This window comes from Paenibacillus sp. FSL H3-0333 (assembly GCF_038002805.1).
Classification (GTDB): domain Bacteria; phylum Bacillota; class Bacilli; order Paenibacillales; family Paenibacillaceae; genus Paenibacillus_AQ; species Paenibacillus_AQ silagei.
The window spans coordinates 2090242-2105008 of sequence record NZ_JBBODG010000001.1; the positions used below are offsets into that span (position 1 = coordinate 2090242).

Here is a 14767-nt window from a genome sequence, read left to right on the forward strand (position 1 = left end):
AATCGGTTTTTCGATTACATTCGGTCTACGCGCCGCTCGCCGTCCCATTGTAATCGGTTTTTCGATTACATTCGGTCTACGCGCCGCTCGCCGTCCCATTGTAATCGGTTTTTCGATTACATTCGGTGCTCGCAAGCAGGCCCGGCCTGAATGTATGCGAAAAACAGCATACGTTGTGTTCGGCTGAAACGATACCGTCCTTTTAAATGGACGGTATCGTTTCTATTGTGGTGCAGCAGAAGGACAGGTATTGTGGAGAATAACGTTTGCTTTGGTGTAATACTTGTGACTAGCGGGTAATGGGATAGCATAGGGGGTGAAGCATGATTAGACCTGTGAGAATACTTTGGATCAGCGCTATTGTGGTGAACATTGTAGGCTTGGCTCTCTTTGTCCTGCTGACGAGCCCGGGGTTCAGCCAAGGGTTTATCCTGGATGTTGTAAATATAATGCTGCTCCAGATATTAGGCATCCCCTCTGCGGTTTTGGTTGTTGCGTTGCTTCTTCTGTTGAAGTACACAAGGAAACCGCCAGGCTGGGCGGGGTACATAGGAATCTTCATCATGATAGGGGCACTGCTGTGGATTGGGGGATATTTTCTGCTTTTTGCAAGGCTGATGCTATTCGAGAACGTCCGGTAAAAATAATACTTTACTGATCGTTCTCGAATGTGCTAATATGCTGGTACGAGGCAGATTATTTTTTTGACTATAGTAGAACGAACGGTCTCAAATGAAGCAGATGAGGAGTGTTAACGATGGGGAAGCTTGACGGGAAAGTTGCATTGATTACTGGAGGAAATAGCGGGATAGGGCTGGCTAGTGCCAGGCTATTTGTGGCGGAAGGCGCAAGAGTGGTCATAACCGGCCGTAATCCGGTATCCCTGCAGGCGGCGGTAGAAGAGCTGGGTGCGGAGCATGCAGTTGCTGTCCAGGCGGATGCGACTGATCCGCAGAGTGCGGTGAAGGCTGTGAATGCAGCAATAGAGGCCTTCGGCAGACTGGATGTGGTCTATGCGAATGCAGGAATCGCGGGCTATACACCGCTGGGCAGCACAGAGCTTGCCACCTTCGAGGAAGTGCTCCGGATCAATGTGACCGGTACCTTCTTCACCGTCCAGGCTGCACTGCCTCATCTGAAGGCCGGAGCCTCCGTCATTCTGACTGGCTCCGTGTTAGCCAAGGCCGGAAGACCCGGCAATTCTGCCTATGCCGCCAGCAAGGGAGCGGTCAGCAGCATGACGAAGGTGCTGGCTTCCGAGCTGTCTCCGCTGGGCATCCGGGTCAACAACATCGCGCCCGGCGTAACGCGCACTCCGATCTGGGGAGAGTCGGCGATGGATAACTGGAAGCAGGTCGAGGCAGGCATGGCACTGTCAATTCCGCTGGGCCGCGCGGGTGTACCCGAAGAGATCGCTAAGGTAGCGCTGTTCCTGGCCTCCGAGGATTCGTCATATATCCAAGGCGCAGATATCGCCGTAGACGGCGGTGCAGGCAGCTCGCCGCTGGGCGCACCGGTATACCGCCAGAACGCATAAGGATGCAGAGTGGCGGGAAGAGTGGCAGAAAGAGTGGCAGAAAGAGTGGCAGAAAGAGTGGCAGAAAGAGTGGCAGGAAGCACCTTGAGGGGTGCTTTTTTGCGTTAAGAGTGAAGCAAGGGCAAAAAGAGTGGGAGTTCACTGATTTCACCGGACGCAAGCTGAAAGAGTATATGAGTAGTCCGAAATGTATGTTTGCCGGCATTCACCAGTGTGATAAAATGAATTGAAACATGTAAAAATATGTTATTCTCACTCTGAGCTAAAATCCTATCTTTGAATGGAGGTTATCCGCATGAGGCTTACTAACCGGGGGACGATAATAGCTCTGCTGGTACTCGTTGTTGTAGCAGGAGGGATCTACCTGTCGCTAACGGGATTACCCTATAAAAGAAGTCACATCGCTAATGAGGTCAGAGCATACCTGATTCATACCAGAGCGTATCCCGAAGCAGATATTCAAGAGATCCGAGGGGTCTATAGCTTGAAATCGGGCGATTATGAAGCGGTGGTACGCTATAAGGATGAACCTAATCAGAACTATACCTATGCCAAAGTGAATGGAGTGTTTAGACTAGTCGGAGTCAGCAGCATGAGCGGAGGACATATAGATGAGACTTTTTATTGAAGATTAGATTCCAATAAGAGGTAAAAGGTCTGTGTTGTCGAATAAAAGAATAGATATACAGAGTGAAAAGTTCGCATGTAAGGCTAGTGTTGTGTAAACGCTCACAATAGATGCAGGAGGCGAATCAGGATGGACGGAAGCAAGTCGTTAATTTATCAAATTCTCAAGACGATTGAAGAGGGCAAAGAACCGGTACTGGAGAACCTGGAGGGTGTGACGGTCGGGGGCTTCCACAGTGCACTCGAACAGATTGTGGAGAACAAACTGGCGAATAACATCAGCTTCTCCCTCAGCGGTAAAGGTAAGAAGGCGGTCCGCGTCGCGAATACAAGCGGCTCTAAACTGACTGCGCAAGGCGTTAATTATATTCATGTTCAGGACAGCCGCAGCTTCTAGCTCATCCTGATCTTGGAAGAACCGATACTACCCGAACACCCGCAGACGGGACAAATCACTCCTGCTGCGGTTTTTTGTTGTAAGCAGAAAGTGGGCTACATTAGTCTTCGGAACAACCGGGCAATTGAATTCTGTTAATAATAGGAATCAGAATGCTCATGAGCCGACCCGGATCGACATTTTTAATATATCATGATATATTATTATGTATGATACCGAAAAATGAACGTCAGGGGACCAGGAACGTTATGACTGAATCAACCTCTTCCAAGCCGATGTATGAGAAGATCTTTGATGAAGTGAAGGAGAGCATCCTTACAGAGGCTTATAAACCCGGCGAGCGGGTTCCTTCCGAGAAAGAGCTGGCCGAGACCTATAGTGTCAGCCGCATAACCAGCAAAAAAGCACTTGAGATGCTTGCCGCCGAACGGCTGATCGTCCGTAAGCCCGGCCGCGGCTCGTTCGTGGCCGATGGTTCCGCTGAGCAGCCAGACCCGGGGATGAGCCTTACAGCCCCGGCTGTGAAGAATATTCGTGCCAATGAGAAAACAATCGGCCTAATCATCACGGACTTTGGCAACAGCTACGGGACGGGGCTGATCTACGGGATGGAGCAGGCCTCGCGTGATAATGACTGCTTTCTGGTGCTGCGCAGAACCTTCGGGGTTCCGGAGAATGAAGAGCAGGCGATCCAGAAGCTGCTGAATCTGGGTGTGGACGGTCTGATTATTTTCCCGGCCCAGGGCGAGTATTTCAATGCGGAAATTCTGAAGCTGGTCATCGGACGTTTTCCGCTTGTGCTGGTAGACAGACATCTAAAAGGAGTAGCTGCGGCCTCCATCAGCACCGATAATCTGCAGGCGGCCCTTGAAGCGACGGAGTATTTATTTGACCTCGGGCATACGCATATTTCGTTTCTGTCTCCGCCTCCCGTGGACACCACTGCGGTTGAGGACCGGATTGAAGGCTCCATTCAGGCCCATGCCCAGCGGGGAGTCGTGGTTGACAAGGAGCTGTGGGTCAGCGATTTGACCTCGACGCTGCCGAAGTTTTTTAATACAGATAATATTGAACGGGACATCTCGCGGCTGGTAGCCCATCTGCAGAGCCATCCGTCAATCACGGCGTTATTTGCCATTGAATACAATATCGCGCTGCTCGCGAAGACTGCGGTGGAACGTCTGGGACTGCGTATCCCTGAGGATATCTCCATTATATGCTTCGACAGTCCGCCGACTCATCTGGGCAGCGGGTATGCCTTCACCCATATGCGGCAGAATGAAGAGGAGATGGGCCGGATGGCCCTGGAGAATGTGCTCAGTATTATGAACGGCCAAGCGGTTCCCCATAAGGTGATGCTGGAGGCTGAGCTGGTTCCCGGGAATTCGACCGGCCCTGCCCGTAACAACTAGCTGTTATAATCCGAGAACCCATTCCGCCGGACATTCCGCCGGATGGGTTTTTTTGCTGTGTCCAAAGTGATCTGTTTCCGGCCTGAAGCTTAAGCTTGCAAGTTAGCCTAGTCTAGTCAATATCAGTGTATTTCATATATTAATATATTATTATCTAAAAATACATATTGACATATCATTTACATGCCAATATACTCATTTGTGAAAGCGCTTCATTAATTACAGAGGAGGTCATTCCGATTGAAAGCGATGAAGGAAACACCTGATTCCCTGCAGGAGCTGGCTGGCCGTGTACGTCAAAAACTGCCCAGCCATCCGCACCTGGCAGATATGTTTGAACAGTGTATGCTCAATACCTGGAACACAACGATACAGCGCAACCCGGATGGAACAACCTTTGTCATTACCGGTGATATACCGGCCATGTGGCTGCGGGATTCCACCGCACAAGTCCGTCCCTTCCTGATCCCAGCCTCCGGGGATGAAGAAATCGCTGGCATGATTGAAGGGCTTATCGCACAGCAATTCGCCTATATTGCCCTTGATCCCTATGCGAATGCATTCAACCGGGAAGCGGATGGACGGGGTCACCAGGAAGACAAGACGATGATGAGTCCATGGATTTGGGAACGGAAATACGAAATCGATTCCCTCTGCTATCCCATTCAGCTAAGCTATCTGCTATGGAAAAACACCGGGCGGGTCACGCAGTTCAATTCAGCGTTTGAAGCCGGAGTGTGGCAGATTATTAAATTGTGGATCAGGGAGCAGAATCATGAGAGCGGTTCCGATTATGTTTTTGAACGCGTGAACTGTGTGCCAACCGATACACTTGTCCGCGACGGCAAAGGTTCTATAACCGCCTATACCGGAATGACCTGGTCAGGCTTCCGCCCAAGTGATGATGCCTGCGAATACGGTTACCTGGTGCCTGCCAATATGTTCGCCGTCGTTGTCCTGCGGTACGTCAGCGAAATCGCATCTGATGTGCTTGGCAACCTGGAGCTTGCACAGGCGGCGGAAGATCTGGCTGAGCAGATTGACGGGGGGATCCGGCGGCATGGCATTGTGCAGCATCCTGAATATGGCCCGGTCTACGCCTATGAGACCGATGGCCTGGGAGGGGTGAACCTTATGGATGACGCCAATGTGCCCAGCCTGCTGTCCATTCCTTACCTTGGCTATGCGCCTGCAGATGATCCGGTGTATCTCAACACCCGCAAGCTTATTTTAAGCCGGACCAATCCTTATTTCTATGAAGGCAAAGCCGCAGCGGGTATTGGAAGTCCGCATACCCCTCCGCATTATATATGGCCTATCGCCTTGGCGGTTCAGGGCATGACCTCCGGGAAGAGGGAGGAGCAGGAGGCTCTGCTTGAGCTGCTGGAACAGACGGATGCCGGGACCGGATTCATGCATGAGGCTTTTCATGCGGATGATCCGCAGAGGTATACCAGACCCTGGTTCTCCTGGGCCAATATGATGTTCTGCGAGCTGCTGCTTATGCGCTGCGGAATTGAGGTGAAGCGAGGCTGAGCAGCGTTGGCTCCTATAACAGACAAATACAAATTAAGGGGATGAAGCAATGAGAAAAGGATGGGTTACGGCACTTTCGGTGATGATGGTCGCTGCCTTGGCGGCTGGCTGCAGCGGCAATTCGGGAAAAGAAAGCCCTGCAAATGACGGCAAAGACGGAAGCGGCAGCAGCGGGAAGAAGACGGAGCTTACGTTCTGGGGCGACTGGGGCGGTGAAGGCCAGAAGCAGTTCGAGACCATGGTGGATGCCTTCAACAAATCACAAGACAAGATTCATGTGAAATATGTGCTGCAGCAGGATATGATCACCAAATTCCTGACGGCGGCTACGAATGGCGGTGCTCCCGATGTGCTGTTCTGGGACCGCTGGCGGACCTCGCTGTATGCTCCCAAGAACGTGCTGCATCCGGTGGATGAGTACTTAACACGTGACGGCATTTCAAAGGATGATTTCTACAGCGAGTCATTGACTGAGCTCTCCCATGACAATAAGTTATACGGACTTCCACTGACCGTTGATGCCCGGGCCTTATTCTACAATAAGAAGCTGCTGGACGATGCAGAGCTTCAGCCTCCGGCTACCTGGGATGAACTGGAGCAGGCTGCCGCCAAGTTGACCAAGTGGAACGGCGACAAGCTGGAGGTGGCAGGCTTCTCCATGGGCGATCTTGGCCTGTTCAATATGTATCTCCAGCAGGCGGGCGGCCAGATGCTTACGGAGGACGGCAAGACCAATTTCAATAATGAGCAGGGCAGACAGGTGCTGGAATTCTGGGACCGCCTGATGAACAAAGACAAGGTGTATAAGGTTGGCTTTGAGCTGGGGCTTGGCGAAGGGCAGGATGCCTTCGTTACAGGCAAGGTTGCCATGCTCTATTCCGGCCCCTGGATGCTCAGTACCTATAACAAATACGGTAAAGATCTCGAATATGGCATTGTACCGCCTCCTGCCGGGCCGAACGGAGACAAGGGCAGCGTGATGGGCGGATTCGGACTCGTGATTCCGGAGGGCTCCAAGCATCATGATGAGGCATGGGAATTCATTAAATGGTGGACCGCCAACAAGGAAAATGCCTTGATGTGGGCCAAGACCAGCCTGAATCTTCCGGGCTTCAAGCCTTCGATGGAAGATCCGTTTTTCCAGGATGACCCGCAGTGGAAGCCGTTCCTGGATACGCTGGAATTCGCCAAAATCCGCCCGACTCATCCCGGCTATTCCGTAATGGAGACCGATGCGCTTGCGCCTAATCTTCAGCTGAACCAGCAGAATAAGCAGAGCATTGAAGACACGCTGAAGAAGGCTCAGGAACAAGGCGACAAGATGCTGAAGGATAACGCAGTCGTTAAATAGTCTGCCCTGTACCGTAGGGAGGCAGCGCCTCCCTGCTGCCATGGAACCTTGCCGGAGGATGAGAGGGGGAGTTGTATGGTTTCCATGAGAAAAGTGGAACGGCACGAAGCCCGGACGGCTTATGTATTCATTACGCCAACGGTGCTGCTGTTCACTGTGTTTACAGTGATTCCTGTAGTGATGGCCCTGTATTTAAGCTTCACCAACTATGATGTACTAAGCCAGAATGACTGGGTCGGCCTGGACAACTACCGCCGCCTGATGGAAGACAGTCTGCTGTGGAAGACATTCAAGAATGTGTTCTTCTACTCGATTATTTTTGTTCCGCTGAATATTATCATTTCCCTCCTGCTGTCCATGCTGCTGAGCAGGGCGTGGCGGGGCGTCAAGCTGTTCCGCACCTTCTATTATCTGCCCACGCTGACCTCGGCTGTAGCAGCGGCAACCGTATGGATCTGGCTGCTGCATCCGGAATTCGGTCTGGTGAACGGCTTGTTGTCCTATGTGGGCATTACCGGTCCTGCCTGGCTGTCCGAGACAAGCACGGCGATGCTGTCCATTGTAATGCTCACTCTCTGGCAATCGGTCGGCTCCAATATGATTATTTATCTGGCCGGTCTGCAGGGGGTCCCGGATTATCTCTATGAATCGGCACGGCTGGACGGGGCGAACAAATGGGCCAGCTTCCGCTACATCACTTGGCCGCAGCTGCGGCCAACGACCTTCCTGGTCAGTACGATGGCGATAATCGGTGCGCTGCAGCTGTTTGACCAGGCCTTTGTGCTGACGCAGGGCGGTCCGGCCAATGTGACGAAGACTCCGGTCTACCTAATCTATCAGCAGGGCTTCAACCAGCTGCAAATGGGCTATGCCTCGGCGCAGGCTTTTGTGCTTGCTGTAGCCATTCTTATTTTCTCGCTGATTAATATGCGGGTCTCCAAAGCGGAGGAATCGATCATTTAGGGGCAGCTTGTCCAGGAAAAGGAGGTTTGCAGGATGGGTGTTACTGGCGGTTCGGCCTTGAAGCAGGGCCTCTACAAGCTCATTTTCTATATTGTATGTATCCTTATAGCGGTTGTTATGTTTCTGCCATTCTACTGGAGTTTGCTAACCTCACTCAAGCCGGATGATGAGATCTTTGCAATGCCGATTCAGTGGTTTCCGCAGCATCTGACCTTCGAGCATTACCGCAAAGCCTTTTCAACGGTGCCATTTGCTTTATTCTTCTGGAATTCGCTCGTGCTTGCTGTGTCGGGCGTCCTGGCTAACCTGTTTTTCGGATCGCTTAGCGGCTATGCCTTTGCGAAGCTGAGATTCAGGCTGAACAAGCCGGTGTTCCGCGTGCTGCTGGCGGCAATGATGATTCCCGGCATTGTGACCATGATCCCGACAGTGTATGTGATGCGCCATATTCCGTTTGCCGGGGGTAATGATCTTTTGGGCGGGGGCGGCAACGGGCTGATGAACTCCTTCTGGGGCATCATTCTGCCCGGGGCATCTGGGAGCTTCGCGGTATTCTTCATGCGGCAATTTTTTCTGACGCTCCCCAGCGACATGCTGGAGATGGCCCGGATTGAGGGCTGCGGGGAATTTAAAATTTTCTGGCGGATTTATCTGCCGCTTACCCGCCCGGCGCTGGCGACCTTGAGCATCTTCACCTTCCAGGCCGGCTGGAACAGCTTCCTGTGGCCGATGATTGTGCTGAATGATCCGGACAAGGCGACGATTCAGATGGGCCTGCAGGCTTTTTCTTATAATTTTCAGACGGATTACGGGCCGATGATGGCCGGGGCGCTGGTGGCGATTCTGCCGATACTGGTGCTGTTCCTGGCGCTGCAGCGTTATTTTGTACAGGGGATTGCCTTCAGTGGCATCAAAGGCTAAGTCAGCTGCCGATGGCAAATCATTTACGGGGAGAGAGACACCATATGAAGCAAATAGAGCTTGAACAATGGACGAAACGGGCGGACTCGGCGCAGGAAGCGCTGGATGAATTCTTTTGGAACGAAGCCATTGGAATGTATGACATTGAGACACCTTGTCCGGAAGGCGCATGTAATACGGTCTTTCATTATTGGTGGATGGCCCATGCCGTGGATGTGCTGGCCGACGGCCTGCTGCGGACTGGGGTTGCTAAGTACCGCGAACGACTGTCCGCTCTACATGCGGGACTGCTCCGCCGCAACGGCGGCGTGTGGCCCAATGAGCTGTACGACGACATGGAGTGGATGGCCCTGGCCTGGCTTCGCGCATATCAGGCAACCGGAGATGAGCTGTACAAAGAGACGGTTCTTATCCTCTGGACGGATATCAGAACTGGCTGGAACAGCCATTCAGGGGGCGGCATCGCCTGGCAGAAATCGCAGCTGGATTACAAGAACACTCCGGCTAATGCACCGGCTGCCATCCTTGCCGCCCGCCTGTATCAGGCCTTTGGAGATCCGCAGGACCTGGAGTGGGCACATACGCTGTATAACTGGCAGCAGTCCCATCTGGTGGACCCGGAGACGGGCTTCGTCTGGGATGGAATGAACCGTACCGGTGACGGCAGGATCGATAAGGATTGGAAATATACGTACAATCAGGGTGTTTATATCGGTGCGGCTATCGAGCTGTACCGGGTTACCGGGAGCCGTGACTATCTGGAGGAGGCCCGGCGCACGTTCGGCGCAGCGGTCAACGAACTCGCTGGCCAGCATTCCAGCATGCTCCCGGATGAGGGCGGCGGTGATGCCGGTCTCTTCAAGGGCGTTCTGGTCCGCTATGCGGCAGAACTGGCACAGGCCGATCAGACAGACGGAGCTGTCGAGGCCTTCCTGCGCAGTAACGCAGAGCTGCTGTGGGACCAAGGGAGGGCGGCAGACCGGGTTCTGTTCGGACCCGATTGGGCTAAGGCGCCTTCAGGCGTTGTGCAATTGAGCACCCAGCTCAGCGGAATCAAGCTGCTGGAGCGGATGGCTGTGCTTGCAGGGACGGGGCAGCCGAGGGCTCAACCCTCATTTTAAAATAGGAGGAGGTGGGCTTATGGATCATTCTAACGGGACATCATCAGCAGAGAACTGGGCAGAACGTGCGGACTGGCTTCAAGACTCTCTCTGGCGGCACTACTATAATGTGGACAGCGGAATTATGAACCAATGGTATCCGCGAGAATACAGCAGGGCAGGCGACAATTTCTACTACTGGTGGCAGGCTCATGTCATTGATGTTCTGACCGATGCTTACGAACGGACGCGGGATTCCGGATATGCCGAACGCATCCGCGGCCTGAGCCGCAGCTTGAAAACCTATAACGGCGGGACGTTCAAGCATAATTATTATGATGATATGGAATGGACTGCCCTTGCGCTACTGCGGGCGCATCAGGCTACGGGTGAAGCGGAATATCTGAATGCTGTACTTGAATTATGGGCGGATATTCAGACGGCCTGGAATGAGCACTGCGGGGGCGGCATGGCCTGGAAAAAAGATCAGCTGGATTACAAGAACACGCCGGCGAATGCCCCGGCCGCTATTCTGGCCGCCCGCCTATACTCGCTGCTGGGGCATGAGGAGGATCTGAACTGGGCGATCCGGATTTACCGCTGGAACCAGGCCAATCTGGTTGACCCTGACACCGGGTTCGTATGGGATGGAATGAACCGGCAGGGCGATGGGCAGATCGATTACGACTGGGAATTCACTTACTGTCAGGGCGTGTTCGTGGGAGCGGGGATAGAGCTCTGCCGTGTCACCGGCGATTCCGGCTATGCCGCAGATGCCCGCCGGACCGCTGAGGTCTGCTTAGACCGCTTATGCCATTCTGAATCGCTGCTGCTGCCGGATGAAGGGATTGACGACACCGGATTGTTCAAGGGAATTCTGATCCGCTATCTGGTACAGCTGGAGCAGCATTTCCCCGGAAATGACCGGGTCCGTGAAGTTATATTGGCCAATGCCCGGACGCTATGGGGGCAAGGGCTGGACCGGACGCTGGGGCTGTGCGGACCCTCATGGGAGCAGGTTCCCGGGCTGCCGGTACAACTCAGTGTACAGCTCAGCGGTCTGATGCTGCTGGAGGGAGCAGTCAAGCTTGATCATTAGCCCATTGCCGCCTGACGGTTGTGGACTGGATGTACAAATGAAGGGGGTACCCGGAAATGTTCACCTGGAAGAAAATAAGAAGTGCCGCTGTTCTCTGTCTGTTGTCCCTGTCTCTGGCTGTACCGGCTCCCGGTGCACGAGGTACGGCAGAGGCATTCACCGTCTCTAACGCTGATGCTGCAATGAACTCATTTGTGCAAGTATTCTATGATTCTTCCGCCAAATACTTCTATACCAACAGTGATCATCTGATTCATTCTGAACATGCTCACGGGCCGAACGGGGGACTCTACACCGATTTCTGGTGGGAGGCACAGCTCTGGGAGACCGTAATGGATGCCTACGAGCGCACGGGCAGCAATGTCTACCGCACGATGATCGATGAGATCTACACCGGATTCAACGCCAAATACCCGGATATGATGACGAATCCGTTCAACGATGACCTGGGCTGGTGGGCGCTGGCCTGCGCAAGAGCCTATGAACTGACGGGAACGACGGAGTATCTGAACCGTGCCAGCTTCCTGTTTGGCCAAATCTACAGCGAATGGGACAGCACATACGGTGGCGGGATCTGGTGGAGAAGGGACGCCCATGTCCCGGGCCAGGCCAACGCCCAGAAGAATATGGCCACGAATGCCCCGATGGTCATGACCGCAGTCAAGCTGTATAGTGCCTACAATGATCCTGCTTATCTGACCAAGGCTACACAAATCTATAATTGGACCAAATCCACCCTGGTCAATGGCAGCAAAATCAATGATCATATTGAAGGTGCAGGCAGCGGTATCGTTAAGGATTGGGACTTCACTTACAATTACGGAACGTTCCTGGGGGCGGCTGTGTCCCTGTATCAGGCTACCGGAACTGCCGCCTACCTTACGGATGCCAATAATGCAGCCGGGTATGCCGTTAATAAAATGGTTTCCGCCCAGACTCTGTTGTATGAAGGGGAGAATGATGCCGCGGGCTTCAAAATGGTCTTTGCCCGCAATCTGAACCGTCTCCGTACGCTGGGCGGACAGTCGCAATACTTAAGCTTTCTTCAGCAGAATGCAACGCAGGCCTGGAATCACCGCCGCATGAGCGACGGAATCATCGGCAGCGACTGGCTGCGTAATACGGGCACTTCCTATGTGCAGAGCCTGGCCGCTGCTGCGGGCGCTTCCATTCTGCAGCTCGTTCCCGCTGACGGCTACACCGGGTACATTGCGGGCAACGGGGCTTATGAAGCGGAGAATGCCGCGCGGACGCTGGTCGGCGGAGGCGGGATGATCAATGAGAGCACCAATGCCGGCTTTACCGGAAGAGGGTATGTCGGGGGCTGGAACACAAGCGGCACCTCCATTGATTTCTATGTCAACCAGAATGCAGCAGGAACCAGAACTGTCACCTTCCGCTACGCGGCGGCGGCAGGCAATGCTTCCCGCTACGTGAAAGTGAACGGCGTGGTTACTACCTCCAATCTGGTGTTCAATTCCACCTCCAGCTGGAGCGCATACGGAACGGTATCCGTCGCGGTACCGCTGAACGCAGGCTCGAACACCATTCAACTCGGGTATAACAGTGCGCTCGGAAATACGAACTATCTGAATGTTGATTTGCTGAGCGGGCTTTGAATTTTTCAGGATAATTTTAGGGGGAATGGACCAAAAAACAAAAAGCAGCGGTTCTCCAATAATGGGAATCGCTGCTTTCTTAACGTTTGAAGCTTTTGGGACAGCCCCGTATTAGTCCCCGGTCTCTACGATCCAGACCTCCGGCAGATTGCGGTACTGCTCGGCGTAATCCAGGCCATAGCCGACGACAAATTCGTCCGGGATGTCAATCCCGCTGTAGTCAATGGGAACATCGACGAGGCGGCGGGAAGGCTTGCTGAGGATGGTGCAGATACGCACGCTTGCCGCCTCGCGCAGGGCGAACAGCTCCTTCAGATGCTGAAGCGTCAGGCCGGTGTCGATCAGATCCTCGACTAGCAGGATATGCTTGCCGCGGATATCCATGTCGATATCCTTCTTGATCGTAATGACGCCGGAGGAGGTAGAGCTTGCCCCGTAGCTGGACACCGACATATAGTCGACGCCGACCGGGAAGGTGATCTCACGCATCAGATCAGACATGAAGACGGCCCCGCCCTTAAGAATGCCGATAAGCACCAGTTCCTTGCCTTCGTAATCGCGCGATATTTCAGCGCCCAGTTCCTGTACTCGCTGCTGCAGTTGGTCCTTGCTGACCAGAACTTTGGTAATTTGGGTCATGGTTGACGCTCCTTATGGGTTAGGATGTGATCACGAGGAGGATCTGTCCTTTTCCTTAAGCATAACATCATGTGCGCCTCCTTCAAAGATCGTTGTCGAGGAAACCAGGGTAATCTTGGCCTTCTGCTGTAGTTCCGGGATGGTCAGCGAGCCGCAATTGCACATGGTGGACTTGATTTTGCTGATGCTGAGATCGAGATTGTCCTTAAGCCGTCCCGCATAGGGAATGAAAGAATCCACGCCTTCCTCGAACTCCAGCTTGCTCTCCTTATCGGCATTGCCGAAGTCATAACGCTGCCAGTTGCGGGCACGGCTGGAGCCTTCGCCCCAATATTCCTTCACGAAGTTCCCGCCGACCAGCAGCTTGCGTCCGGGGCTCTCATCGAATCTGGCAAAATAGCGCCCAAGCATCACGAAGTCAGCGCCCATCGCCAGCGCCAGCACAATATGATAATCATGGACAATCCCGCCGTCCGAGCAGATGGGGACATAGATACCGGTCTGCTCGTAATATTCCTGGCGGGCCGCCGCCACTTCGATGACAGAGGAGGCCTGACCGCGTCCGATCCCTTTTTGCTCGCGGGTAATACAGATGGAGCCGCCGCCGATGCCGACTTTGATGAAATCCGCTCCTGCCTCTACGAGGTACAGGAAGCCTTCCTTGTCAACAACATTGCCCGCACCGACCTTCACGCTCTCCCCGAAAGTCTCCTTAATATAATGGATGGTCTCCGCCTGCCACTCCGAGTACCCGTCAGAAGAATCGATGCACAGGATATCTGCCCCCGCTTCCACCAGCGCTGGCACACGCTCCTTATAATCCCGCGAATTAATTCCTGCGCCTACAATGAGCTGCTTGTTGTCGTCATGCAGCTCCAGCGGATACTCCTGATGGCTGTCATAATCCTTGCGGAAGACCAAATGGACGAGATGGCCGCTGGCATTAACAATCGGCAGGCAGTTCAGCTTGTGATCCCAGATCATGTCGTTCGCTTCTGTCAGCGTGATCCCTTCTTCGGCGTAGATCAGTGAAGCAAGCGGGGTCATGAACTCTGTAATTGGGCAATCCGGCGGGAGGCGGTTCTCGCGGTAATCCCGGCTGGTGACGATGCCCATCAGTCTGCCTGTCGGTTCCCCGTTGTCTGTGATCGCAATGGTGGAGTGGCCGCTGCGCGCCTTCAGCGCCAGCACATCCTGAAGCGTGTCTTCCGGGCGCAGGTTGGAGTCGCTGAGGACGAATCCTGCTTTGAACTTTTTGACCCGGCGGACCATTTCGACCTGCTGGCCGATGGACTGGGAGCCGTAGATGAAGGAGATGCCCCCGCTTTTGGCCAGCGCAATCGCCATGTTGTGGTCGGATACCGCCTGCATTACCGCCGAAGTCACGGGGAGGTTCATGGTCAGTGCGGGAGTCTCTCCCCGGCGGAACTTGGTTACCGGTGTGCTAAGATCCACATTGCCGGGTATGCAATCTTTGGTGGTCAGACTGGGTACCAGCAGGAACTCACTGAAGGTTCTTGAAGGCTGCTCGTAATAAAAAGCCATGGCTTGTCACTCCCCTGCTAT

Annotated in this window: 14 protein-coding genes; 12 read left to right on the plus strand and 2 right to left on the minus strand. The window is 53.7% G+C overall.

The features are described from left to right. Positions 1-323 precede the first annotated feature (323 nt). The 12 genes from MHH78_RS09330 (at position 324) to MHH78_RS09385 (ending at position 12562) form a co-directional block, all read left to right on the plus strand. Positions 324-641 (plus strand): hypothetical protein, encoded by a 318-nt coding sequence (locus MHH78_RS09330; protein ID WP_341167232.1) that lies wholly within the window; start codon positions 324-326, stop codon positions 639-641. 116 nt (positions 642-757) lie between these two features. Then, positions 758-1537, plus strand: coding sequence for an SDR family NAD(P)-dependent oxidoreductase (locus MHH78_RS09335; protein WP_341167233.1), 780 nt, complete (start codon positions 758-760; stop codon positions 1535-1537). 295 nt (positions 1538-1832) lie between these two features. Continuing rightward, the gene (locus MHH78_RS09340) at positions 1833-2165 is read left to right on the plus strand and encodes a DUF3139 domain-containing protein (protein WP_341167234.1); all 333 of its coding nucleotides are present in this window, start codon (positions 1833-1835) and stop codon (positions 2163-2165) included. A 129-nt stretch (positions 2166-2294) separates the two neighbouring features. Continuing rightward, positions 2295-2561: a hypothetical protein gene (locus tag MHH78_RS09345; RefSeq protein WP_076079418.1), complete on the plus strand. Its 267-nt coding sequence runs from the start codon at positions 2295-2297 to the stop codon at positions 2559-2561. Positions 2562-2809: 248 nt separating this feature from the next. Further along, a complete protein-coding gene (locus MHH78_RS09350) occupies positions 2810-3973 on the plus strand; it encodes a GntR family transcriptional regulator (protein WP_341167235.1) in 1164 nt (387 codons plus the stop codon). A gap of 249 nt (positions 3974-4222) precedes the next feature. Further along, positions 4223-5509 carry a glycoside hydrolase family 125 protein gene (locus MHH78_RS09355; protein WP_341170300.1) on the plus strand — a complete coding sequence of 429 codons (1287 nt, stop codon included), beginning with the start codon at positions 4223-4225 and terminating at the stop codon, positions 5507-5509. 49 nt (positions 5510-5558) lie between these two features. Beyond that, on the plus strand, positions 5559-6860 hold the full coding sequence (locus MHH78_RS09360) for an ABC transporter substrate-binding protein (RefSeq protein WP_341167236.1): 1302 nt from the start codon (positions 5559-5561) through the stop codon (positions 6858-6860). 75 nt (positions 6861-6935) lie between these two features. Then, the gene (locus MHH78_RS09365) at positions 6936-7823 is read left to right on the plus strand and encodes a carbohydrate ABC transporter permease (protein WP_341167237.1); all 888 of its coding nucleotides are present in this window, start codon (positions 6936-6938) and stop codon (positions 7821-7823) included. A 33-nt stretch (positions 7824-7856) separates the two neighbouring features. Further along, positions 7857-8744 carry a carbohydrate ABC transporter permease gene (locus tag MHH78_RS09370; protein ID WP_341167238.1) on the plus strand — a complete coding sequence of 296 codons (888 nt, stop codon included), beginning with the start codon at positions 7857-7859 and terminating at the stop codon, positions 8742-8744. A 44-nt stretch (positions 8745-8788) separates the two neighbouring features. Then, entirely contained in the window at positions 8789-9865 is a 1077-nt protein-coding gene (locus tag MHH78_RS09375) for a glycoside hydrolase family 76 protein (protein WP_341167239.1), read from the plus strand. A gap of 19 nt (positions 9866-9884) precedes the next feature. Beyond that, entirely contained in the window at positions 9885-10943 is a 1059-nt protein-coding gene (locus tag MHH78_RS09380; RefSeq protein WP_341167240.1) for a glycoside hydrolase family 76 protein, read from the plus strand. A gap of 56 nt (positions 10944-10999) precedes the next feature. Then, complete coding sequence (locus MHH78_RS09385) at positions 11000-12562, plus strand: glycoside hydrolase family 76 protein (protein WP_341167241.1); 1563 nt, start codon at positions 11000-11002, stop codon at positions 12560-12562. Between the two features lie 111 nt (positions 12563-12673). Here MHH78_RS09385 and hpt read toward each other — a convergent pair whose 3' ends face one another. After that, the gene (hpt, locus tag MHH78_RS09390) at positions 12674-13201 is read right to left on the minus strand and encodes a hypoxanthine phosphoribosyltransferase (RefSeq protein ID WP_076079431.1); all 528 of its coding nucleotides are present in this window, start codon (positions 13199-13201) and stop codon (positions 12674-12676) included. A 30-nt stretch (positions 13202-13231) separates the two neighbouring features. Continuing rightward, entirely contained in the window at positions 13232-14746 is a 1515-nt protein-coding gene (locus MHH78_RS09395) for an IMP dehydrogenase (protein ID WP_341167242.1), read from the minus strand. Positions 14747-14767 lie beyond the last annotated feature (21 nt).